We start from the raw sequence: 22,852 nt of genomic DNA, 5'->3' as shown, positions 1-22,852 counted from the left end.
ACGTGCGATTTCAATGGAAATCGCAGGTCTGATTTCAATGGAACTTGCGCGGTCCACCGGCGTGTCAGATCCCGACGCGCCGGTGGTTCCGCGATTTCAATGGAAATCGGACGTCTGATTTCCCTTGAAATCGCGGGCCGCGGGTGACGGAGCCCTGGTCGGCCGAGTGGCTAGGCTCGGGGCGTGACTTCTCCTGATCCTCAGCACCTGCTGTCCGCGGCGCTGCGCGCTCAGGCCGGGGGCAGCCCCGGGATGGGTGCGGCGGCGCAGGCCCCGGCCCCGCCGCAGCGGAAGCCGCTGCCGGTCGTGGGCGTGCTGGTGTTCGCCGTGGTTCTCGGGCTGGTCACCGGCGTTCTCATGGCCGGCATGACCGTCGCCGCCCGGTACTTCTGGTGAGCCCGTCCGGGCGCACCTGACACCGGGCCAGATCCTCGCCGAACGTGCTCGGGTCCCGGCCTCGTCATTCCACCGGGTGATCAGCCGAACGTGGTGCGTGCACGGCGGGTCACTCGCCCGCGGATCGGGCTCCAAGGCCTCGCGGTACCGTTGGCGACCGTGACGACCGAACTGCCCGCGATTGTCAACGCCGCCGCGAACACCACCGCGCTGGCCCTGCTGCCGGACTGGCTCAACCCAGAGAACATCGTCCAGGCGCTCGGCCCGTTCGCCCTGATCGGCGTGTGCCTGATCATCTTCGCCGAGTGCGGCCTGCTCATCGGCTTCTTCCTGCCGGGTGACTCCCTGCTGTTCGTCACCGGCCTGTTCGTCGCGGCCGGTGCGATCGACACCCCGATCTGGCTGGTCTGCGCGTTGCTGACGGTGTGCGCCTTCGTGGGCAACGTGACCGGGTACTGGATCGGCCGCAAGGTCGGGCCCGCCATGTTCAACAAACCGGACTCGAAGCTGTTCAAGCGCGAGCACGTGGACAAGACCCACGAGTTCTTCGAGAAGTACGGCGCGCGGGCGATCATCCTGGCCCGGTTCGTGCCGATCGTGCGCACCTTCATCACCGCGGTCGCGGGCATCGCGCAGATGGACCAGAAGAAGTTCTTCAGCTTCTCCGCGATCGGCGGCGTCGCCTGGATCGTGAGCATGACGCTGCTCGGCTACTTCCTCGGCAACATCCCGTGGATCCGCGACAACCTCGAAGCGATGGCCATCCTGATCGTGGTCATCTCGGTCATCCCGATCCTCATCGAGTACTTGAAGGGCCGCCGCGAGAAGGCCCGCAAGGCCGCGAGCTGACCAAGTCGCCACCGTCGCGCGGATCCGGTTCCACCGGGTCCGCGCGACTGCTTTCCGGGCCCGCTACTCGCCGTAGCGCGCGGCGATGGTCTCGGAGGAGGGCCACCGGCCGTAGGCGGGCCCCTGCGGCCAGCCCTCGGGGCAGTCCTGCCACTCCTCCTGCCGCCCGTAGGGCAGCAGGTCGATAAGCGGGAACGTGTGGCTGAGCTGCTCGGTGCCGCGACCGCTGCTGTGCCAGGTGCGGTAGGCGGTGTCGCCGTCGCGCAGGAACACGTTGATCGCGAATCCGCCGCCGGGCGGCGCGCCCACGTCCTCCCCGAACCGGCTGTTCGCGGTCGAGTACCAGGTCATCCGGTTCCCCACCCGCCGCTTGTAGGCGAGCGCCTCGTCGATCGGTCCCTGGGTGACGACGACGAACCGGGCGTCGTAGTCGGCCAGGAACTCCAGCCTGGTGAACTGCGAGGTGAACATGGTGCAGCCCCCGCACTGCCACTCCTGGCCGGGGAACCACATGTGGTTGTAGACGATCAGCTGCGACTTGCCGTCGAAGACGTCCACCAGCCGGACCGGCCCGTCCTCACCTTCGAGGGTGTAGTCGGGCAGCTCGACCATCGGCAGGCGACGGCGCTGCGCGGCGATCGCGTCGAGCTCGCGGGTCGCGGCCTTCTCCCGGGCGCGCAGCTCGTCGAGCTGCCGCTGCCAGGTCTCGGCGTCGACGACGGGCGGTAGTGCGTTGGCGGACATGGCGGCCTCTCATCGAGCACGGCGAATTCGCGGTTCACCGGGGTAGACCAGGCCGGGCCCGCGAACTCATCGCCGGTCGATCACCAGGCCGCGGCGGGATCCGCGTGCTGCTGGATCCAGGTGTGCATCACGACGCCCGCGGCCACGCCCGCGTTGATCGAGCGCGTCGATCCGTACTGCGCGATGGAGACCACCAGGTCGGCGTCCCGCCGCGAGTCCTCGCGCAGGCCGGGGCCCTCCTGGCCGAACAGCAGCACGCAGCGGCGCGGCAGGGCCGTGCGCTCGATCGGCACCGCCCCCGCCGTGTTGTCCACCGCGACCACGGCGAGGTCGTGCTCGGCCGCGTACTCGCGCAGCGAGGACAGGTCCGGGTGGTGGTGGACGTGCTGGTAGCGGTCGGTGACCATCGCGCCGCGCCGGTTCCACCGCCGCCGGCCCACGATGTGCACGGCCTTCGCCGCGAAGGCGTTCGCGGTGCGCACCACGGTGCCGATGTTGTGGTCGTGCTGGAAGTTCTCGATGGCCACGTGGAAGTCGTGCCGCCGCAGGTCCAGGTCGGCGACGATCGCCTCGCGCCGCCAGTAGCGGTAGTGGTCGACCACGTTGCGCCGGTCGCCGTGCTCCAGCAGCTCGGCGTCGTAGCGCTCATCGGTCGGCCAGGGCCCCTCCCAGGGCCCTACACCGACCGCGGCACCCCACTCGGTAGGGCCGACGGCAGTCCCGCCTCCCCGCGATTCACAGTGGTGGTCGCGTTCGGGAGCGATCTCTCGTTTCGCGGTTTCTTGTGGCTGGGCTGCGTCACGGTCCCCTGAGGTGCGGTTGCGCAGGCTGGGGTTGGCCCCCGGGCCAGACTGGGTTGGCCTCGGGCCGCTCACGCCAGACCTAGGTCGGCGAGGCCCAAGAGCGAGCGGTACGGCAGTCCGGCGGCCTCGATCTTCTCGCGCGCTCCGGTGTCCCGGTCGACGACGGTCGCCACGCCGATGATCTCGGCGTTGGCCTCGCGCAGCGCCTCGACGGCGGTCAGCACGCTGCCGCCGGTGGTGGAGGTGTCCTCGACCGCGAGCACCCGGCGGCCGGTGACGTCCGGGCCCTCGATGCGCCGCTGCATGCCGTGCGCCTTCGCGTCCTTGCGCACCACGAAGGCGTCCAGGGGCGCGCCCTCGGCGTGCATCATGGCGGTCGCGACGGGGTCGGCGCCGAGCGTGAGCCCGCCGACGGCGACGTAGTCCCAGTCCGCGGTGAGCTGGCGCAGCAACCGGCCGATCAGCGGTGCCGCCCGGTGGTGCAGCGTCGCGCGCCGGAGATCGACGTAGTAATCGGCTTCCTTGCCCGAGGACAACGTCACCTTGCCGTGCACGACGGCGATGTCCTGGACCAGGCGGGCGAGTTCGGAGCGCTGCTGTTCATCCACTGTGACCACGAGTTTTCAGCATACGGCCCGGCCCGCGCCGGGTGGTCGTCAGGTGCGGCCCGGGACGGTGCGGGCGACGATCATGCGCTGGAGCTTCTGCGGCACCAGGCGGCCGATGGCGACCAGCGCCTTGTACTGCGCGCCCGGCACGGAGACGTCCTTGCCGCTGCGGAGGTCGGCCAGCGCCGCGTGCACCACCTGGTCGGCCTGCAGCCAGAACGCCTTGGGCAGCCGGCCCATCTCCAGCCCGGCGCGCTGGTGGAACTCGGTCTGGGTGAAGCCCGGGCACAGCGCCATGACCCGCACGCCGGTGCCGATCAGCGAGACCGACAGGCCCTGCGAGAAGGCGGTCACGTACGCCTTGGTCGCGCCGTAGGTCGAACCGGCGACCGGGAAGAACCCCGCCACGCTCGACACGTTGATCACGTCGCCGCGGCCGCGTTCGCACATGCCCGGCAGCGCGGCGTGCGTCAGCGCGAGCACCGCGCCCGCGTTGACGTCCAGCTGCCGCTGCAGCTCGGCGGTCGAGGTCTCCGAGAAGCTGCCCGACGTGCCGAACCCGGCGTTGTTGACCAGCACGTCCACCGGCCGCTCGGGGTCGGCGAGGCGCTGCTCGACCTTCGCGCGCTGGGCGGCGTCGGCCAGGTCCGCCGGGAGCACTTCCGCGCGCACCCCGTGCCTGGCCTGCAACCGGTCGGCGAGCTCGGCGAGCCGATCGGCGTCGCGGGCGACCAGGACCATGTCGTGGCCTTCGGCGGCGAGTCGGCGGGCGAAGGCGCGCCCGATCCCCGCGGTGGCTCCGGTGACGAGTGCGGTAGGCATGCGCCCGAATTTACCCTGCGCCCCAGGTCGTGCCCCGTGAGTGGTTTGGGGTGCTATGGCACCACAAAACGCTCACGGCCCATCACCTGCCGAAACGGCCGCCACCGCCGAAGCATCGGTGCCCGCCACCGCCGAAGCGGGCAGCGGTCAGCGCGCGGAGGATTCCGAGGAGGTGGGCTCGGCTTCCGCGGCGGGTTCCGGCTCGTTGGGGTCGGTGTCGAAGGGGTCGACCAGGTCGGCCAGGTCGCCGAGGTCGCGGAGCAGGCGCTCCAGGCGGGCCGGGTCGGCCTGGCCCGGCTCCAGGGCGGCCAGCACCCAGTCGTCCTCCAGCCACACCACGGTGACGTCGGAGCCGATCTCCTCGGTGGCGTCCACCAGGTCCGGGGTCACCAGCGGGCGGGCCGCGGCCACCTCGGTGACGAAGGCGTAGCGGGAGCCGACCGGGCCGAGCAGGTCCAGCTCGGAGTCCTGGGGCACCGGCACGTCGGGCAGCCACAGCTCGATGGTGGCGGGGGCCGACCGGCGGCAGCGGATGCCCGCCAGCACGGTCGCCGCCCGGCCGTTGACGGCCAGGTCCATCACGTAGACCTGGCGGCGGCCGTCGGCGGTGAAGGTCGATCCGGCGACCACGTCGGTGGCCGTCGGGCTGCCGTACTGGGCGAGCGCGCCGCGCTCCCAGCGGGTCGGCAGGACTTGGTCGGCCTCGGCGAACTGCCAACCGCGCAGCGCGGCCCAGCGCCGCCGCTCCCGGTTGTTCGAGACGCGCTGCGACCGGTCAGCGACCAGCAGCGCGACGCCCGCGCCGATGGCGAGGACGGCGACGACGAACCAGAGCCACGCAGGTATGCCCACACTGCGCAGGGTAGTCCGATCACCGCCGAAGACGAAGATCACCTGGAGATCCACCGCCGAACCACCCCATCGGCCGATCCTGACCTGCGGAAACGCCCGGCCGCCCCCGGGTCGGCCGGGCGTTGCGCAGGTCAGGATCCGATCTGCTGCCCGATCCAGTCCCGGACCACGACCGGGTCGGCGAAGATGTCGGGCTCGTCGCCGCAGATCTCGTCCTCCTCGATGCCGCCGAACCGGCTGGTGACACCGATCTGCTCCCAGCGCCCGGCCGCGTTGCGGATCAGCGCCGGGCCACCGGAGTCGCCGCTGCACACCGACGCGCCGCCGATCCCGCGCACGCAGACGTCGACGGTGCCGTCGGTCTTGTGGCACTCCGAGTCGGCGCCCACCTCCGAGTCGAACTGCTTCAGCTCGCGCGGGAAGACCGGCATCGCGCCGCAGTCGAACTCGCTGCACTCACGGCCCCAGCCGATGGCCCGGACGTCCTTGCCCGGCGGCTGCGCGGACTCCGCGATCGCCACGGTGGGCAGGTCGACGGGCCGGTCCAGCTTCAGCAGCGCGAAGTCGTACTGCGCCAGGTACTCCTTGCGGTGGTCCGGGTGCGCGATCTTCTCCGCGATCCCGCGCTCCTCGCCACCGGCGGTGCGGTCCGGGCTGCCGATGCGAGCGGTCAGCTGATCCGCTTCGAAGGAATCGACGCAGTGCGCGGCGGTCAGCAGCCACTCCTCGTCGATCAGCGTGGCCCCGCAGTGGAACCGGGGTTCGCCCGGGACCTGCAACGACGCCATGAACGGGTAGGCCTCGTCGGCCGGGCCACCACCGACGACGGCACCCGCGGTCCCGGCGGTCGAAGCCCCGACCAGCGCCGCACCTGAGACGGCGATCAGCAACGTGCGAATTCGCATTCCTCTTCCTCTCTCCACGCGGTCAGAGCGCCTTGCGGCGCAGCAGCCAGTACGCCAGCGCGATGCAGCCGGCGGTCAGCCACAGGTAGATCCCGGTCTCGATGAGCTGGAACGTCCAGAACCGGTCGGCGGGCTGGAACGACACGTACTCGGTGAACCCGGCCCGGTTCAGCTGCTCGATGTCCTTGGAGCCGAAGCCGCCGGAGACGTCCATCCCGGCCTGCCGGGACGCCTCCCAGATGTCGTAGGTGGTCCCGGACCCGTCGCGGAAGGAGAAGTCGACGGCCCACCCCTTCCGGCCCTCGGCGGCGTAGGCATCGGCCGGGATGCTCAGCGGTGCCTGGTAGGTGGCCCGGATCCAGATCACGATGGGCAGGAAGACGGCGAGGAACGCGCCGAACGCCAGCGCCATGCTCACCAGCAGCTTCCGGGTCAGCGCACCGGCCGCGACCCCCAGCGCGAAGCCGGACAGGCACATCGCCGGGAAGACCGGCAGCGCCTGGTTGAACGCGTCGAACCAGCCCTGCTCCGGCACGGCCGGGTCGTACAGCCACATGTACGCGCCCGAGAACGCGGTGCTCAGCAGCACGATCGCGGCACCGAGCAGGAGCACCTTGCTCTTGAGCCAGTGGCCGCGGGTGATGCCCTGCGTCCAGGTGTAGCGGAACGTGCGCTGCTCGATCTCCCGCGACAGCAGCGGTGCGCCGAGGAAGACCCCGATCAGCGCGGGCAGCAGCGGCAGCAGCGTCTGCTCGAGATCGCGCAACCACATCAGCGACGACTGCCACTCGCCGCAGTCGAACCGCAGCCCGATGCAGTAGGACAGTTCCGCCGGGGCCAGCGAACCTCGCGTTCCGCTGCCGATCAGCAAGAACCACGCGGCGAGGCCGAGGAACACCGCGGCGGTGGACAGGACGGCAACCCGGTGTTGCCGCCAGGTCAACCAGATCATGCGAAACTCCTTGTCAGCGTTCTCCGGGCAGCATCCGTCGGGACGCGTTTTCCGCGCCCTGGGAAGGGTTTTCGATTGCGCCCGGAACGGGGCTCAGCTGAGTTTGCGGCGCAGCCACCAGAAGGCCAGCGCCAGCGCGAACAGGGTCAGCGCGAGGACGATCGAGGCCTCGGTGAACTGGAACGGCCAGAAGCGCTCGGCCGGGTGGAAGGTGACGTAGCTGATCTCGGCGCCGCTGCCGAAGGACATGATGTGGCCGCCCTGCGCCATCTCGTCCACTGTGGAGGATCCGGCCGGTGCGGACACGGTCACCGGCTCCGCGAAGCCCCTCCGCAGCACCCACATCCCGATCATCGCCGCGGCGCTGCCGACCAGGGTGATCGCCATCGCGGCCACGCTCTGCTTGACGACCGTTCCGACGGCCACGCCGAGCGCGAAGCTGAACAGGCAGTACGCGGGGAACACCACGCCCGCCTGGTTGTAGATCGTGAACCAGCCCTGCTGCCCCGCCACCGGCTCGAACCACCACATGTGCACCGCGGTGTAGACCGCGCTGAGCAGCAGGACCACCGCGCCGAGCAGCAGGACCTTGGTGCTCAGCCAGCGAATTCGCGAGACGCCCTGGGTCCAGGAGTACCGGCAGGTGCGCTGCTCCACCTCCCTGGACACCAGCGGAGCTCCCACGAAGACACCGATCAGCAGCGGCAGCAGCCGGATCGCGCCGATCTGCTCACCGATCCGGACCAGCTCCGCGAACCCGGACTGGGCGTCGAAGACCACCTGCGCGGTGGCCCCCAGCGCGTCGGCGAGGAGGAAGATCCCCGCCGCGCCGAGGAAGACCGCCGCGAGAACCGCCATTCCGGCGCGGTGCTGCCGCCAGGTCACCCAGATCACGCCGCGACCTCCGCAGCTCCGGTCCGCTGCGGGGCGGCCAGGCTCAGGTACCGCATGACCAGCTCTTCGAGGTTGACCCGCTGCACCGCCCAACCGGGGTCGACCGGCGCGTTCCCGCGCATCAGCAGCGAGCTGCGCTCCCCGTCGACGTGCCGGTGCACGATCCGCTCGGGCTCCGGGAGCCCGCTCGGCCCGGTCAGCACCCGGTGCTCGTCGAGCAGTTCGTCGATGTCGCCCACGAGCCTGGTCCGGCCGTGGTCGAGCACGATCAGGTAGTCGCAGAGCCGCTCCAGCTCGGAGACCACGTGCGAGGACAGCACGACCGTGCAGCCCGTGTCCGCCTTCGCCTCCATGAGGACGCTCATCAGCTCGCGCCTGGCCAGCGGGTCGAGGCTGGCCACCGGTTCGTCGAGGATCAGCAGCTCGGGTTCCTTGGCCAGCGCCACCGCGAGCGCGACCTGCGCGCGCTGGCCGCCGGAGAGCGCGCCGACCCGGCTGTCCAGCGGGATGTTCAGCTCGGCGAGCCGGTCGAACGCGATCCGGTCGTCCCAGCGCGCGTTGAGCTTCCGGCCGGTCTTGACCATCTCGCGCACCGTGAAGTTCCGGTACATCGTGTGCTCCTGGTCGATGTAGGCGACCCGGTGCAGCACGGTGTCCGCCCGCACCTCGCGGCCCAGCACCTCCAGCGTCCCCTCGGTCGGCGCCAACAGGCCGACCGCGAGGTTCATCAGCGTCGACTTGCCCGCGCCGTTCGGGCCGACCAGGCCGACCACCCGGCCCGCCGGGACCTCGATGTCGCAGCCGCGCAGCGCCCACTTCTGCCGGTAGCGCTTGCCCAGTCCGCTGGTTCGTATCGCTATCTCGTTCAAGTCCGCTCCTCCAGGCGAAATTCGGCCAGCACCGTCGCGACCAGCGCCGCGATCCCGTCGGCGTCCATGCCCGCGCGATGCGCTTCGGCCAGCCACGACTCCAGGCCGGCGCGCAGCTCGGCCTGCTTCTCCGCGGGCAGCCCGGTCAGGCCCCGTTCGATGAACGTGCCCTGTCCCGGACGGCCCTTGGCCAATCCCTTGTGCTCCAACTCGCGATAGGCCTTCAGCACCGTGTTCGGGTTGATGACCAGGTTCTTCGCGAGTTCCTTGACGGTGGGCAGCCGGTCCCCGACCTGCAGCTGCCCGAGCCGGAGGGCGTGCTCGACCTGATGCACGAGCTGCCGGTACGGCGGCACGCCCGATCCCGTGTCGACCCGGAACTCGATCAAGCACTCGCTCCAATCTCTATTAACCTATGACCATAGGATAACCATACGACGATCTTTGTCGACCCGAACGGCCGAAGTCGCCCCTGAACAGCACGAACGCCCCGACGAAGGCCGGGGCGTTCGGGTGGGTCGAACTAGGACAGCGGCTCGGGTGGGTGGTGGAGGGTGGCGATTTCGCGCGAAATCGGCACCCGGCACGAGGGGTGGAGGACGATTTCGCGCGAAATCGCTACGGAGTCGCCAGGTTGTCGCACAGCGCCTGCCACTCCGCCCGGTCCGGCGGCGGGCCGGGGAGCTCCGGGCCGCCGGGGCGCAGGCCCTCGAGGACCAGCCCGAGGTAGCGGGAGCGCAGCTCGGCGCGGCGCTGCTCGGTGGCGGGCAGGCGCGGGTTGAGGTGCTTGAGCAGCAGGAGGACGTCGGTCCAGTCGACGTCCTCGCGCAGCTCGCCGGCCCGCTGGGCGGCCGAGACGAGCTCCTCGATCGCCTTCGGCACCCGCTGCTGGAGGCCGCGGAACTCGTCCGAGTAGACGTGCTGCGGATCCATCGGCGGCAGCACCGTGCCGATGCCCGACCCCTCCCGCAAGCACCGCCGCATGAACCGGACCAGCGCCGCCCACGGGTCGGACTCCTCGGCGCGCGCCCGCTCGGCTTCGGCGAGCAGCAGCCGGAAACCGACGATGCGCACCTGCTCGATCAGCTCGTGCTTGCTCGGGTAGCGGCGGTAGATGCTGGCCACACCGACGCCCGCACGCTTGGCCACCTCGGACATCGGCGCGGCGAAGCCCTGCTCGGCGAACACGTCCCGAGCCGCCCGGATGACCCGATCGCTGTGCTGTTCCGCCTCTCCCTTATCCGCCTCTCCGCGATTTTCAGTGGTGGTTGCGCTTGGAGTCGTTCTCACGTTTGGCGGTTTCTTGTGGCTGTGTTGCATCACGGTCCCCTGAGGTGCGGTTGGGCAGGACTCCTGACACCAGGGGTGTCGTGGGCCACAGGATAACCCGGAACGGAATGATCCGTTCCGGTGGTGGGTTGGGTTGAGCGGAATCATTCGTTCCGGCCATTCGAGGGATGAGAAGCAACCATGACACCCCCTGTGTCAACCGGAGTCCCGCTCAACCGCACCTCAGGGGACCGTGACGCGACCCAGCCACAAGAAACCCCCAAACCGCAAGATCAGCCCCAAACGCAACCATCACTGAGAATCGCGGAGAGGCGGGACAGCGGCTTGTCCCGGTCCGCTTCGTTCTGGTTCGTCGGCGCGCTCTACGCCCTGTTCCTGATGGCGTCCACCGCGCCGTCCCCGATGTACTCGATCTACCAGCAGCGGTGGGGTTTCACCACCACCGTGCTCACCGAGGTGTTCGCCGTCTACGCGGTGGCGATCCTGGCCGCGCTGCTGCTGTTCGGCTCGCTGTCCGACCACATCGGGCGGCGACCGGTGCTGCTGGCCGCGCTCGCGCTCGAGATCGTCTCGATGCTGCTGCTCGCCTTCGCGCCCGCCGTCGGCTGGCTGTACGCGGGCCGGGCGCTGCAAGGCCTGGCCACCGGCGTGGCGACCAGCGCGATCAGCGGCTCGCTGCTGGACTTCCAGCGCCCCGGCTCCAACCACGGCTCGCTGCTCAACGGCGTGGCCGCGGCGTTCGGCATGGCGCTGGGTTCGCTGCTCGCCGGCGCGCTCGTGCAGTACGTGCCCGGCCCGACGCTGACCAGCTACCTGCTGCTCGTGCTCGGCCTCGCGGTGGCGATCCCCGGCGTGCTGGCGATGCCCGAGCCGGTCGCCCACCGCCGCAAGCTGCGCGAGGTGCTGCGCCCGCAGCGGCCGTCCATCCCGGCGGGCAAGGGCCTCGCGTTCGCGCTCATGGCCACCACGCTGCTGGCGTCCTGGATCGTCGGCGGGATGTTCATGTCCCTCGGCCCGTCGGTGGCCAAGGGCCTGGTCGAGGGCAGCCCGTACCTGATCGGCGGCGCGGCGGTCGCGGCGCTGGCCGGGTTCGGCGGGCTCTCGCAGCTGGTCCTGTCCGGTGTGGACTCCCGCCGCGCGGTGCGGATCGGCGGGCCGGTGATGGTCCTCGGCCTGGCCGGCGTGGCGACCTCGACCGTCGAGCACCAGCCGGTCGTGTTCTTCACCGCCGCAGCGGTCCTGGGCACCGGCTGGGGCGTGATGTTCATGGGCGGCATGCGGATGCTGACCGGCCTGGCCTCGCCCGAGCACCGCGCGGGCACTTCGGCGCTGATCTACGTGGTGGCCTACCTGTCGGCCAGCGTGCCGAGCGTGGTGCTGGGCGTGGTGAGCACGTTCTTCGGCCTCACCGCGGCGACGGTCGTCTTCGCCTCGGCGGCGGCGCTGTTCGCCGCGATCGCGGTGGTGTCTACCTACCTGCACCGGTGATGGCTTGACTTCGACGTTGCTCGAAGTTGGAGGCTCGGTTCGCCCGCGTCGGCGGGCGGAGGGAGCGAAGGACATGCGAGTGGTCGAGGTGGTCCGCTTCGGCGGTCCCGAGGTGCTGGTCCCCGGTTCGGCGCCGGATCCGGTGGCCGGTCCGGGGCAGGTCGTGGTGGACGTGGCGGTGGCGAGCTTGACGTTCGTCGAGACGCAGATCCGGCGCGGCGCCGACGAGTGGCACGAGCGGCCGCAGCTGCCCTACGTGCCGGGCGGGCTGGTCGCCGGGCAGGTCGGCGCGGTCGGCGAGGGCGTGGGCCGGGAGTGGCTGGGGCAGCGCGTCCTGGCCGAGCTCGGGGACACCGGCGGCTTCGCCGAGAAGGCGCTCGCCGAGGTCGACGAGCTGTTCCCGGTGCCGGACGGATTGGGCCTGCCCGAAGCCGCCGCGCTCTTCAGCGACGGCAGCACCGCGCAGGGCCTGGTGGAGAAGGCCGCGATCGGCCCCGGCGACCAGGTGCTGGTCGAAGCCGCGGCCGGTGGCGTGGGCAGCCTGCTGGTGCAGCTCGCCCGCGAGGCGGGAGCGCGGGTCGTCGGGGCGGCACGCGGGGCCCGGAAGCTCGGCGCGCTCCGGGAACTGGGCGCCGACGCGGTGGTCGACTACTCCGCGCCGGACTGGACCGAGCAGGTCCTCGAAGCGACCGGTGGCAAGGGCCCCGACGTCGTGTTCGACGGCGTCGGCGGTCAGATCGGCCGTGCCGCGTTCGAGGTGACGGCCCGCGGCGGGCGCTTCTCCGTGCACGGCGCGTCCAGCGGCTCGGCCACCGAGATCTCCCCGGCGGAAGCAGGTCACCGGGGCGTCGAGGTGCTCGGCATCGAGCAGCTCTTCGACTTCGGCCCCCACCAGCGCCGGTGGGCGGAGCAGATGATGACCAAGGCCGCAGCGGGCACCATCCAACCCCTCATCGGGCAGACCTTCCCCCTCGAACGAGCAGCCGAAGCCCACGCAGCCGTCGAAAACCGCACCACGATCGGCAAAACCCTGCTCCTCACCTGACCCGGCGAGAGGTGAAGGGCACCTTTCGCCAGCACAGTTGGTGAAAGGTGCCCTTCACACCTACCCCGTCCGAGTGAGCCCACCTCGGCGAGCGCGATCGGGTGGTAGGTGAAGGGCACCTTTAGGCGAGTTACTTGCTAAAAGGTGCCCTTCACCGTGGTGTCAACCCGCGGTGACGGTGAGGGATTGGTTGTCGTCGGTGGTGTCCACCTTGATGTTGTCGCCCTCGCGGATCTCGCCCGCGAGGAGTTTGCGGGCGAGCTGGTCGCCGATGGCCGACTGGACCAGGCGGCGCAGCGGGCGGGCGCCGTAGATCGGGTCGAAACCGTTGAGGGCCAGCCAGTCCCGCGCGGCGGGCTGGACGTCGAGGGTGAGGCGCCGCTGCGCGAGGCGGCGGCCCAGGTGCTCCACCTGGATGTCCACGATGGACGTCAGCTCGTCGGTGGACAGCGAGTGGAACACCACCACGTCGTCCAGCCGGTTCAGGAACTCCGGCTTGAAGTGCTTGCGCACCACCGAGAGCACCGCGTCGTCGCGCTCCCGCTCGGACAGGTTCGGGTCGGCGATCGCCTGCGAGCCGAGGTTCGAGGTCAGCACCAGGATCGTGTTGCGGAAGTCCACCGTGCGGCCCTGGCCGTCGGTGAGCCGACCGTCGTCGAGCACCTGCAGCAGCACGTCGAAGACGTCCGGGTGCGCCTTCTCCACCTCGTCGAACAGCACCACCGAGTAGGGCCTGCGGCGCACCGATTCGGTCAGCTGCCCGCCCTGGTCGTAGCCCACGTAGCCGGGCGGCGCGCCGACCAGCCGGGCCACCGAGTGCTTCTCGGCGTACTCGCTCATGTCGATGCGGATCATCGCCCGCTCGTCGTCGAAGAGGAATCCGGCCAGCGCCTTGGCCAGCTCGGTCTTGCCGACGCCCGTCGGCCCGAGGAACAGGAACGAGCCGGTGGGCCGGTCCGGGTCGGCGACCCCGGCGCGCGTGCGGCGCACCGCGTCGGACACCGCTCGCACCGCTTCGGCCTGCCCCACCACGTGGGCGCCGAGCGCCTCCTCCATGCGCAGCAGCTTCGCCGTCTCGCCCTCCAGCAGCCGCCCGGCCGGGATGCCGGTCCAGGAGCTCACCACGTCGGCGACGTCGTCGGCGGTGACCTCCTCCTGCAGCATCGCCTTGCGCTCGGTCTGCGCGGCGGTGGCCGCGTCGAGCTCCTTCTCCAGCTGCGGGATCCGGCCGTAGCGCAGCTCGGCGGCCTTGCCCAGGTCGCCGTCGCGCTCGGCGCGCTCCGACTCGCCGCGCAGCTGCTCGAGCTGCGTCTTCAGGTCGCGGACCTTGTCGATGGACTCCTTCTCCTGCTGCCAGCGCGCGGTCAGCCCGGACAGCTTCTCGCGGCGGTCGGCCAGCTCGGCGCGCAGCGCGGCCAGCCGCTCCAGGGAGGCCGGGTCGTCCTCCTTGGACAGCGCCATCTCCTCGATCTCCAGCCGCCGCACGGCGCGCTCGACCTCGTCGATCTCCACCGGGCGCGAGTCGATCTCCATGCGCAGCCGGGAGGCGGCCTCGTCGACCAGGTCGATCGCCTTGTCCGGCAGGAAGCGCGCGGTGATGTAGCGGTCGGACAGGGTGGCGGCGGCGACCAGCGCGCCGTCGGTGATCCGCACGCCGTGGTGGACCTCGTAGCGCTCCTTGAGCCCGCGCAGGATCGCCACGGTGTCCTCCGGGCTCGGCTCGCCGACCAGCACCTGCTGGAACCGGCGCTCCAGCGCGGCATCGGTCTCGATGTGCTTGCGGTACTCGTCGAGGGTGGTCGCGCCGACCATGCGCAGCTCGCCGCGAGCCAGCATCGGCTTGATCATGTTCCCGGCGTCCATCGCGCCCTCGCCGCTGGCCCCGGCGCCGACGATGGTGTGCAGCTCGTCGATGAAGGTGATGACCTGCCCCGCGGAGTCGGTGATCTCCTTGAGCACCGACTTGAGCCGCTCCTCGAACTCACCGCGGTACTTCGCCCCGGCCACCATCGAACCGAGGTCCAGCGCCACCACGCGCTTGCCGCGCAGCGACTCCGGCACGTCCCCGGCGACGATGCGCTGGGCCAGGCCCTCCACGATCGCGGTCTTGCCGACGCCGGGCTCACCGATGAGCACCGGGTTGTTCTTGGTCCGGCGGGAGAGCACCTGCACGACGCGGCGGATCTCGGTGTCGCGGCCGATCACCGGGTCCAGATCGCCCTTGCGCGCGCGGTCGGTGAGGTCCTGGCCGTACTTCTCCAGGGCCTTGTAGGTGCCTTCGGGATCCGGGCTGGTCACCCGGGCCGAGCCGCGAACGTTGCCGAAGGCGTCGGTCAGCGCCTCGGGCGTGGCGCCGTGCTTCTTCAGCAGGTCGGCCACGCGGCCGCCCTCGGCGGCCAGCCCGACCAGCAGGTGCTCGGTGGAGACGTACTCGTCGCCCATCTCGGTGGCCAGCCGCTGGGCGTGGGTGAGCGCCTTGACCGCGTCGCGGGACAGCTGCGGCGCGGACACCGTGCTGCCGCTGGCCGCGGGCAGCGCGTTGACCAGCTGCTCCAGCTCGCGGCGCACCGCGGCGGGCTCGGCGCCGACGGCGGTCAGCAGCGGCGCGGTCAGCCCGTCGCCCTGGGCGAGCAGCGCGCCGAGCAGGTGCCCCGGGCTGACGTCCGGGTTGCCGGCCACGGTCGCGGCCTGCACCGCCGAGGAGATCGCCTGCTGGGTCTTGGTCGTCGGGTTGAACGCGTCCATTCCTCACCTCGTCGCCGGTGGCACCTGCCCGGACATCTTGCCCTGTCCCGGGCTCGTCTACCACCATCAACGTGAGAAAAGTTGAGCGAGTTCCGCTCAAGTTCGGAAACATGGCGCACGTCACAAGGTGGTTGCACTTTGAGGCAAACCCCCCTTTAGGGACTTGCAGTTGACATTTCACCCGATTTAGCTAACGCGCCATGACCACTACGACAGCGCCGGACGGTCAACTCGTCCTGGCTGCCGAAGAGGGCGGCGCGCTCTCTGGCATCGAGAACGCGATCAACACGGTCTTCAACCCGATCTCCGAAGGCTTCTCCGGCATCGTCTTCGGCGAGATCACCGTCTTCGGGGTGACCTTCCCGTGGATCGTGGCCTGGCTGGTGATCGCCGCCGCGGTGTTCACCCTCGTCTTCGGGTTCGTGCAGATCCGCTCCTTCAAGCTGGCCATCGACCTGGTGCGCGGCAAGTACAGCGAGAAGGACGCACCCGGCGAGATCACCCACTTCCAGGCACTCGCCTCGGCCGTTTCCGGCACGGTCGGCCTCGGCAACATCGCCGGTGTCGGCGTGGCGGTGACGGTCGGTGGAGCCGGCGCGACCTTCTGGATGATCATCTGCGGCCTGCTCGGCATGGCCACCAAGTTCGTCGAGTGCACCCTGGGCGTGCGCTACCGCGAGATCGCCGCCGACGGCACCGTCTCCGGCGGCCCGATGCACTACCTGCGCAAGGGCATCGCCGAACGGTTCCCGAACGCGTTCGGCGTGACCCTGGGCAAGGCGCTGGCGGTGCTCGCCGCGGTCATGATCCTGTTCTTCGCCATCGCGGGCGGGAACATGTTCCAGGCCAACCAGACCTTCGCGCAGCTGCGCAACGTCACCGGCGGCGAGGAGGGCCTGCTCGGCTCCGACGGCGCGGCGCTGATCTTCGGCATCCTGCTGGCGGTGCTGATCGGCGCGGTGATCATCGGCGGCATCAAGTCCATCGGCGCGGTCACCAGCCGCCTGGTGCCGACCATGGGCATCATCTACGTGGTCGCCTGCCTCATCGTCATCGGCGTCAACTACGACACGGTGCCCAGCGCCATCGGCGAGATCATCTCCGGCGCGTTCACCCCGGAGGCCGGTTTCGGCGGGCTGATCGGCGTGCTGATCATCGGCTTCCAGCGCGCCGCGTTCTCCAACGAGGCGGGCCTGGGCTCGGCCCCGATCGCGCACTCGGCGGTCAAGACCAGGGACCCGGCCACCGAGGGCATCGTCGCCCTGCTGGAGCCGTTCATCGACACCGTCATCGTCTGCACCATGACGGCGCTGACCATCGTCATCGCCAAGACCCAGTTCTGGACCGACGCGCAGCAGACCGTGCTCAACGGCGGGGAGACCCCGGACGGCGTCACGGTGACCTCGGAGTCCTTCGCCACCGTGCTGCCGTGGTTCCCGTACGTGCTGACCGTCGCGGTCGCCCTGTTCGCGATCTCCACGATCATCACCTGGGGCTACTACGGCCAGCGGGCGTGGCTGTACCTGTTCGGCAAGAGCAAGACCCAGGAGCGCGTCTACAACGTGGTCTTCTGCGCCTTCACCGTGGTCGGCTCGGTGCTGACCCTGGGCAGCGTGCTCGACTTCGCCGACGCGGTCCTGTTCGCGCTGGCGCTGTTCAACATCACCGGCCTGTACCTGCTGATCCCGGTGGTGAAGAAGGAGCTGAAGAGCTTCAAGGACAAGCTCCGCAACGGCGAGGTCCCGAGGGCCGAATCCGCCGAGGAGAAGGTCTGATCTTCCGCTGACAGCACGAAAACCGCCGGTCCCCGCTCTCGGGGGCCGGCGGTTTCACGTTGCGGGCGCCCTATTCGCGGACGGCCTGGACGTCGATCTCGACCTTCAGGGTGGTGCCGATGGCCGCGATGCCCGTTTGCAGGGCCTGGTTGAAGTTCATCGCGAAGTCCTCGCGGCGGAGCTGGGTGGTCGCCGTCGCCGAGGCGCGGGTGCCGCCCCACGGGTCCGGGCCGACTCCCGCGAAGCGGGTGTCCAGCCGCACCGGGCGGGTCAGCCCGCACAGCGTCAGCTCGCCGTCCAGGTCCCAGCGGTCGCCGCCGCGCTGGCGCAGCGCGGTGGAGCGGAAGGCGATCTCCGGGTGGCGTTCGACGTCCAGGAAGTCCGCGGTGCGCAGGTGGTCGTCGCGCATCCCGTTCCCGGTGTCGATGCTCGGCGCGGCGATCATCGCCTCCACAGTGGACGATTCGACCGGGTTGCCGATGCGGATCTCGCCGCCGAACTCGTTGAACCGGCCGCGGATGCTGCTGATCCCCAGGTGCCGGGCGGTGATCTGGATCGACGAGTGCACCGGGTCGATCCGCCACAGCCCCGGCGACGGCAGGTCCGCGCCACCCGCGCGGCGCAGCTCGACCTCGCCGAGGGTGGCGGCGGTCCCGTCGTGCACCAGCGTGGTGCGGGCGACCGGTTCGTGCCCCACCGCCGTGACGATCGCGGTGTAGGCGCCGGACGACAGCCCGGCGGCGACCACGGAGCCCTGCGCGTCGCCCTGCACGCGGGCGACCTGGGTGCCGGTGCCGTCGATGACGGTCAGCACCGCCTCCGGGACCGGCCAGCCGTCACCGCCGCGAACGGTCGCGGTGACCGCGCCGGAGCCGACGACCTGCTGTTGGCCGAGATCCATCCAGAACATCTCCTAAGAGCGTGAAGAGCGGGCGAGCCGGTGGTGGGGCGAGCGGCCCCACCACCCGCTCGCTCAGTCGGTCTCCGGGTAGCCGAGCTCGACGTCGTGCGTGCTCGCCTCGCCCGCGAGCCGCAGCGAGCTGGCGACCGGCGGATAACCGGTGGCGATCACCGTGTACTCGCCGTCGGGCAGGTCGGTGAAGGTGTAGTTGCCGTCGACGTCGGTGGTCGCCGCGCCGACGACCGCGCCGCCGGAGTTCAGCAGCGTCACCCGCGCGTCCGGCACCGCGACGCCGAGGTTCGCCGACCGGACCACGCCGGTCAGCTGCGCGCCGCTCTGCAGCACCACGTCCGCCGTGGTCTGCTCGCCGTCGGCCACGGTCACCGAGTTGGCCACCGGCCGGTAGTGGGGCGCGGTGACGGTCAGCGCGTACGCGCCGCCCACCAGGTCGCCGAACGCGTAGTGCCCGTCCGCGGAGGTCGCCGCGGTGGCCACGACCTCGCCCCGCACGTCGGTGAGCACCACCATCGCCCCGGCGACGCCGACGCCGCCGACGTGCACCAGGCCGACGAGGCGGCCGGCGCCCAGCAGCTGGACGTCGTGGCGCACCGGGCGGTCGCCGACCACCACCATCGAGGCGGTGGGCTGGTAGCTGCCGCCGGAGGCGATCAGCACGTAGGTGCCGCCGTGGGCGACCGAGAGCTGGAACTGGCCGTCCTGGTCGGTGCGGGCCCGCTCGACCTGCCGCCCGTTGGCGTCGGTGAGGGTGAGCACCACGCCGCCGACCGGGCCGCCCGCGGAGTCCTGCACGGTGCCGTGCACGTACAGCCCGGCCCCGCCGAGTTCACCGGCCAGATGCCTGCCGTTGGTTGCGTAGCGACGCGGCGCCACCGGCTCTGACCAGGCCTCGGAGCGCCTGTCCACAGAGTTGTCCACAGGCTCGGCGGCCGGTGGCACCTGCGGAGAGCCGTTGGTCGCAGCCGAGTTGTCCACAGGACGGGTGAGGTTGTCCACAGCGTCCTCGTGCGCGGCCACCGCAACCGCCTCCCTTTCCTCGTGACTGTCGATCGTGGTCCGCAGCGGCGTCTCCCGGAGGAACAGCACCGCCACGAAGGTGACCACCGCGACGCAGGCGGAGATGAAGAAGATGTCGCCGATCGCGTCGCCGTAGGCGGCCCGGACGATGACCTGGATCGGCTCCGGCAGGCCGTCGACGTCCAGCGTGCCGCCGCTGTTGCCGCCCGCCGCCTGCGCGGCGCCGGGGATCTTGGCCAGGCCCTGCAGGATGTAGTCCGACACCTGGGTGGCCAGCACCGCGCCGAGCACCGAGACGCCCGCCGAACCGCCCAGGGTCCGGAAGAAGGTGACCACCGAGGTCACCGAGCCCATGTCCCGCGCGCTGGTCGCGTTCTGCACCGCCAGCACCAGGTTCTGCATCAGCATGCCGACGCCGGTGCCCATCAGGAACAGGTAGACGCCGACCAACCACAGGTTCGTCTCGTGGTCCATGGTGCTCAGCAGCCACATCGCCGCGACCATCACGACCGACCCGGCCACCAGGAACGGCTTGATCTTGCCGGTGACCCGGGAGATCACCTGCCCGGAGATGGTCGAGGACAGGAACATCCCGCCGACCATCGGCAGCGTCATCAGCCCGGCCTCGGTCGGCGTCATGCTGCGCGAGATCTGGAAGTACTGGCCGAGGAACACCGAGCCGCCGAACATCGCGGTGCCGACCGCGACGGTGCCGATGGTGGCCAGCGTGACCGTCGGGTTGCGGAACATCCGCAGCGGCACGATCGGCTCGCTGACCCGCGACTCGATGATCACCGCGATGATCAGCGCCAGCACGCCGCCGCCGACGTAGGCCGCGGTCTCCGCCGACCACCAGTCGAACGACTTGCCCGCCAGCGAGACCCACACCAGCAGCAGGCTCACGCCGCCGACCAGGAACAGCGCGCCGAACCAGTCGATCTTCACCTCGCGCTTGACGACCGGCAGCTTCAGCGTGCGGCCGAGCACGACGAACGCGATCACCGCGATCGGCACGGTCACCCAGAAGCACCAGCGCCAGCCCAGCCAGGCGGTGTCCACGATGACGCCGCCGACCAGCGGGCCGCTGACCGTGGCCACCGCGAAGGTGGCGCCGATGTAGCCGCTGTAGCGACCGCGGTCGCGCGGCGAGACCATGGCCGCGATCACGACCTGGATCAGCGCCTGCAGACCGCCCATGCCGATGCCCTGCAGGGCCCGGAAGCCGATCAGCGTCTCCATCGACTGCGCGAAGCCGCCCGCCACCGAGCCGACCGTGAAGATCACGATGGCCAGCTGGTAGAGCAGCTTCTTGCTGAACAGGTCGGAGAGCTTGCCCCAGATCGGGGTGGACGCGGTGGAGGTCAGCAGCATCGCGGTGACCACCCACGTGTACTGGCCCTGGGTGCCGTCCAGGTCGGCGATGATGCGCGGCAGCGCGTTGGACACGATGGTCGAGCTGAGGATGGCGACCAGCAGCGCCAGCATCAGCCCGGACATCGCTTCCATGATCTGCCGGTGCGACATCGGCGATTCGTCGGCGGACCCGTGCGCATCCCGTCGGGCCGGCGCGTCCCGCACCGTCTCCGTCGAGCTCGTCATCGAGTTCCTTCCCTGGTAGCGGGGTCTGCGTGGCAGATCCCCTCGTCGATCGTGTGGCGGCGGATGTCGTCCATGGCCTCCCCCAGGAGCCGGCCGAGCTCGCGGACCTTCGCGTCCTCCCAGCCCTCCAGCGCGTTGGCGATCCACTCCGCCTTCCTGCGTTCGAGTTCGGCCACCGCGCGCTCGCCGTCGGGGGTGGCGCGCAGCAGCGATACCCGCCGGTCGGCGGGGTCCGGCCGGCGGCTGATCAGCCCGGCCTGTTCGAGCTGGCCCACCTGCCTGCTCACCACGGAGGCGTCGACGATGCGGTGGTGGGCGAGGTCGGAGGCGCGGCATTCACCGCGGAACACGAGCTCGGCGAGCAACCCGGCCGCGGCGTAGGGAACCTCCTGATCGCCGAAGTACCCCCGTTGCAGAGCGACCTGCTTGAGCCCCATCAACGCCCGCAGCGGGCGGAGCAGTTCACCGCAGGTCTCGAGTGTCGGTCCCATGCGAACCCAATCCTTTAGTTGCTGCACGCAACCATAACCTCATTTGGTTGTAGCACGCAACTTGTCTACCTGTGACCCCGAGCACCGAGGCAGGAGTGTCGAATCACTCGACATGTCGAGTGATTCGACATATGCTGCCGGACATGTCAGACGCTCGAGAACATGAACGCCTCGCCGCCCTCGCCGCCCTCATCGGCTGGGCGGATCGCCGGGAACGCTTCGCCGAGGAACGCGCCGACCTCGTCGCCGCCGCGTGGCGCAGCGGCTCCCGCAACATCGCGGAGCTCTCCCGGCTGGCGCGGGTTTCGCGCGACACCATCTACGCCGACCTCAAGGCCCGCAGCATCGATCCCTCGGCCCGCACCCAGGACCCGGTCAGCGCGGAAGCGGCCCCGGGCGGACCGCTGAAGGCGGAGTCCGTGCGCCCGCTCGCGCAGCTGGTCGACGCCGTGGCCCGCCCGGCGTACAGCCGCGCCCCGGACGACGCGCTCACCCGGATCACCGCCGGCTCGGGCCGGGCCCTGCAAGCGGTGGCCGACGTCCTGGACCCGCCCACCGACCAGGGGCCGGGCTGGACGCGGGACGAGCTGCTGCACGGACTGGCGGACACGGGCACCGCGATCACCCGCGAAGCCCAGCGCGAGCTGGCCGCGGACCAGGATCCCGGCGAACTCGCCGAGCGCGCCGACTACCTGCACCGCGCCGCGCTGCACCGCGGCAGGGACGCCTCGGCGGAGCAGGTCGACGTGGTGGTCGCGCTGCCAACCGGGGAGTCGATCACCGTCCGGCTGGGCCGCGATCAGGGGTGGACGACGCTGAGCGGTGACAGCCCGCTGCTGACCGGCGAGATCGACGGGCTGGACCACCTGGAGGTGCAGCACGCGCTGACCGTCCTGAGCCGGGTGATCACCCGCAAGCTCGACGAAGCCGCCTTCGTCGAGAAGCGCAAGGACGCCCTGCCGGGCGGCCCGGCGGTCCGCCACCGGATCATCCCGTCGAACGAGGACTAGCCGATCGACGCGGGCGGCGGCCGCGAGGCCGCGGGCACTGCGATCGGCTCCGTTTCACCTGGTCAGTACCCGTGAGTGGTTTGGGGTGCTATAGCCCCACAAAACACTCACGGCCCGCAGCCAGCGGAAACGGAGCTCCAGTAGGGCCGATCCCGCGCGGAACCGCACCTCGGCGCCCAGGGCGGGTGCGCAGCGTTCAGGTGTGGCCGCGCGAGCGAGGTCGGGCGTCACATCATGGCGTTGAGCTTGGCCAGGAGGCGGGCCAGGTCCTTGAGGTCTTGAGTGGTCCAGCTGGCGAACTGGCCGTGCAGGTGCTTGCGGCGTTCGGCCCGGACCTGGGCCAGGCGTTCGCGGCCGAGGTCGGAGAGCTGGATGCGGCGGGCGCGTCCGTCGTCCGGGTCCGGCACCCGCTCCAGCAGGTCCAGCTCCACCAGGGTCGCGATCTGGCGGCTGACCGTCGACTTGTCGAGGCCGGTGCGCCCGGCCACGTCCATGCCGCGCAGCGGTCCCGCGTCGTCGATCATCAGCAGCAGGCTGTAGGAGGCCGGGTCCAGGTCCGGGTGCACGTGGGCCGCCACCGTGGTGGAGAGGTTGCGGGCGCGGCGGAACATCATGACCAGCTCGCGCTCGACGGTCTCCGCCGCGGAGCGCCGGTCCACGCCTTCCTCGCGCACCCCGTCGGTCGCCCGCGCCTCGTCCTGCTCGATCACAGCTCTCCCGCCCGCGCCTCCACCTGCCGAAGGCACACCCGCAGCACCGATGAGGTCCCACGGTAGTCC

Annotated in this window: 22 protein-coding genes; 6 read left to right on the top strand and 16 right to left on the bottom strand. The window is 70.7% G+C overall.

The window, feature by feature from the left end; genetic code table 11:
- Positions 1-183 precede the first annotated feature (183 nt).
- Complete coding sequence (locus OU416_RS12325) at positions 184-396, top strand: hypothetical protein (protein WP_270927025.1); 213 nt, start codon at positions 184-186, stop codon at positions 394-396.
- Positions 397-555: 159 nt separating this feature from the next.
- A complete protein-coding gene (locus OU416_RS12320; protein ID WP_270927024.1) occupies positions 556-1,245 on the top strand; it encodes a DedA family protein in 690 nt (229 codons plus the stop codon).
- Positions 1,246-1,308: 63 nt separating this feature from the next.
- Here the strand turns inward: OU416_RS12320 and OU416_RS12315 are convergent, their stop codons facing one another.
- The 11 genes from OU416_RS12315 to OU416_RS12265 form a co-directional block, all read right to left on the bottom strand.
- Entirely contained in the window at positions 1,309-1,989 is a 681-nt protein-coding gene (locus OU416_RS12315; RefSeq protein WP_270927023.1) for a DUF899 domain-containing protein, read from the bottom strand.
- Positions 1,990-2,069: 80 nt separating this feature from the next.
- Complete coding sequence (locus OU416_RS12310) at positions 2,070-2,753, bottom strand: TrmH family RNA methyltransferase (RefSeq protein WP_270927183.1); 684 nt, start codon at positions 2,751-2,753, stop codon at positions 2,070-2,072.
- Between the two features lie 107 nt (positions 2,754-2,860).
- Positions 2,861-3,409, bottom strand: a complete 549-nt coding sequence (gene pyrE, locus OU416_RS12305) for an orotate phosphoribosyltransferase (protein WP_270927022.1) — start codon at positions 3,407-3,409, stop codon at positions 2,861-2,863.
- Between the two features lie 39 nt (positions 3,410-3,448).
- Positions 3,449-4,222 (bottom strand): SDR family NAD(P)-dependent oxidoreductase, encoded by a 774-nt coding sequence (locus OU416_RS12300; protein ID WP_270927021.1) that lies wholly within the window; start codon positions 4,220-4,222, stop codon positions 3,449-3,451.
- A gap of 147 nt (positions 4,223-4,369) precedes the next feature.
- Entirely contained in the window at positions 4,370-5,074 is a 705-nt protein-coding gene (locus OU416_RS12295; protein ID WP_372907172.1) for a type III secretion system chaperone family protein, read from the bottom strand.
- A gap of 131 nt (positions 5,075-5,205) precedes the next feature.
- On the bottom strand, positions 5,206-5,979 hold the full coding sequence (locus tag OU416_RS12290) for a S1 family peptidase (protein WP_270927020.1): 774 nt from the start codon (positions 5,977-5,979) through the stop codon (positions 5,206-5,208).
- Between the two features lie 22 nt (positions 5,980-6,001).
- Positions 6,002-6,931, bottom strand: coding sequence for an ABC transporter permease (locus OU416_RS12285; RefSeq protein WP_270927019.1), 930 nt, complete (start codon positions 6,929-6,931; stop codon positions 6,002-6,004).
- A 93-nt stretch (positions 6,932-7,024) separates the two neighbouring features.
- Entirely contained in the window at positions 7,025-7,825 is an 801-nt protein-coding gene (locus OU416_RS12280; RefSeq protein WP_270927018.1) for an ABC transporter permease subunit, read from the bottom strand.
- On the bottom strand, positions 7,822-8,694 hold the full coding sequence (locus OU416_RS12275) for an ABC transporter ATP-binding protein (RefSeq protein WP_270927017.1): 873 nt from the start codon (positions 8,692-8,694) through the stop codon (positions 7,822-7,824). The genes OU416_RS12280 and OU416_RS12275 overlap by 4 nt, the downstream gene beginning before the upstream one ends.
- Positions 8,691-9,083, bottom strand: a complete 393-nt coding sequence (locus OU416_RS12270) for a GntR family transcriptional regulator (RefSeq protein WP_093159082.1) — start codon at positions 9,081-9,083, stop codon at positions 8,691-8,693. Before OU416_RS12270 ends, OU416_RS12275 begins: the two co-directional genes overlap by 4 nt.
- 229 nt (positions 9,084-9,312) lie before the next feature.
- Entirely contained in the window at positions 9,313-9,984 is a 672-nt protein-coding gene (locus tag OU416_RS12265) for a TetR/AcrR family transcriptional regulator (RefSeq protein WP_372907173.1), read from the bottom strand.
- A gap of 324 nt (positions 9,985-10,308) precedes the next feature.
- Between OU416_RS12265 and OU416_RS12260 the strand changes: the two genes are divergently transcribed.
- The gene (locus tag OU416_RS12260) at positions 10,309-11,472 is read left to right on the top strand and encodes an MFS transporter (RefSeq protein ID WP_270927016.1); all 1,164 of its coding nucleotides are present in this window, start codon (positions 10,309-10,311) and stop codon (positions 11,470-11,472) included.
- A 73-nt stretch (positions 11,473-11,545) separates the two neighbouring features.
- Positions 11,546-12,517 (top strand): zinc-binding dehydrogenase, encoded by a 972-nt coding sequence (locus tag OU416_RS12255; protein ID WP_270927015.1) that lies wholly within the window; start codon positions 11,546-11,548, stop codon positions 12,515-12,517.
- 162 nt (positions 12,518-12,679) lie between these two features.
- Here the strand turns inward: OU416_RS12255 and clpB are convergent, their stop codons facing one another.
- Positions 12,680-15,262 carry an ATP-dependent chaperone ClpB gene (clpB, locus tag OU416_RS12250; protein ID WP_270927014.1) on the bottom strand — a complete coding sequence of 861 codons (2,583 nt, stop codon included), beginning with the start codon at positions 15,260-15,262 and terminating at the stop codon, positions 12,680-12,682.
- Between the two features lie 200 nt (positions 15,263-15,462).
- On the opposite strand from clpB, the gene OU416_RS12245 reads away from it, so the two are divergent.
- Positions 15,463-17,037 carry an alanine/glycine:cation symporter family protein gene (locus OU416_RS12245; RefSeq protein ID WP_270927013.1) on the top strand — a complete coding sequence of 525 codons (1,575 nt, stop codon included), beginning with the start codon at positions 15,463-15,465 and terminating at the stop codon, positions 17,035-17,037.
- 70 nt (positions 17,038-17,107) lie between these two features.
- Here OU416_RS12245 and OU416_RS12240 read toward each other — a convergent pair whose 3' ends face one another.
- The 3 genes from OU416_RS12240 to OU416_RS12230 all read right to left on the bottom strand — a co-directional run bounded on the left by OU416_RS12240 (position 17,108) and on the right by OU416_RS12230 (position 21,063).
- Complete coding sequence (locus OU416_RS12240) at positions 17,108-17,938, bottom strand: YceI family protein (protein WP_270927012.1); 831 nt, start codon at positions 17,936-17,938, stop codon at positions 17,108-17,110.
- Between the two features lie 72 nt (positions 17,939-18,010).
- Positions 18,011-20,572 (bottom strand): MFS transporter, encoded by a 2,562-nt coding sequence (locus tag OU416_RS12235; RefSeq protein ID WP_270927011.1) that lies wholly within the window; start codon positions 20,570-20,572, stop codon positions 18,011-18,013.
- On the bottom strand, positions 20,569-21,063 hold the full coding sequence (locus OU416_RS12230) for a MarR family winged helix-turn-helix transcriptional regulator (protein WP_270927010.1): 495 nt from the start codon (positions 21,061-21,063) through the stop codon (positions 20,569-20,571). Before OU416_RS12230 ends, OU416_RS12235 begins: the two co-directional genes overlap by 4 nt.
- 143 nt (positions 21,064-21,206) lie before the next feature.
- Here OU416_RS12230 and OU416_RS12225 point away from each other — a divergent pair, with 143 nt between their 5' ends.
- Positions 21,207-22,073, top strand: a complete 867-nt coding sequence (locus tag OU416_RS12225) for a hypothetical protein (protein WP_270927009.1) — start codon at positions 21,207-21,209, stop codon at positions 22,071-22,073.
- A 227-nt stretch (positions 22,074-22,300) separates the two neighbouring features.
- On the opposite strand, the gene OU416_RS12220 is transcribed toward OU416_RS12225, so the two are convergent.
- Positions 22,301-22,783: a MarR family winged helix-turn-helix transcriptional regulator gene (locus OU416_RS12220; RefSeq protein ID WP_093159055.1), complete on the bottom strand. Its 483-nt coding sequence runs from the start codon at positions 22,781-22,783 to the stop codon at positions 22,301-22,303.
- Positions 22,784-22,852 lie beyond the last annotated feature (69 nt).

The organism is Saccharopolyspora indica (assembly GCF_027853965.1).
GTDB classification, from domain to species: Bacteria; Actinomycetota; Actinomycetes; order Mycobacteriales; family Pseudonocardiaceae; genus Saccharopolyspora; species Saccharopolyspora indica.
This window is presented reverse-complemented; position numbering and strand designations above follow the sequence as displayed.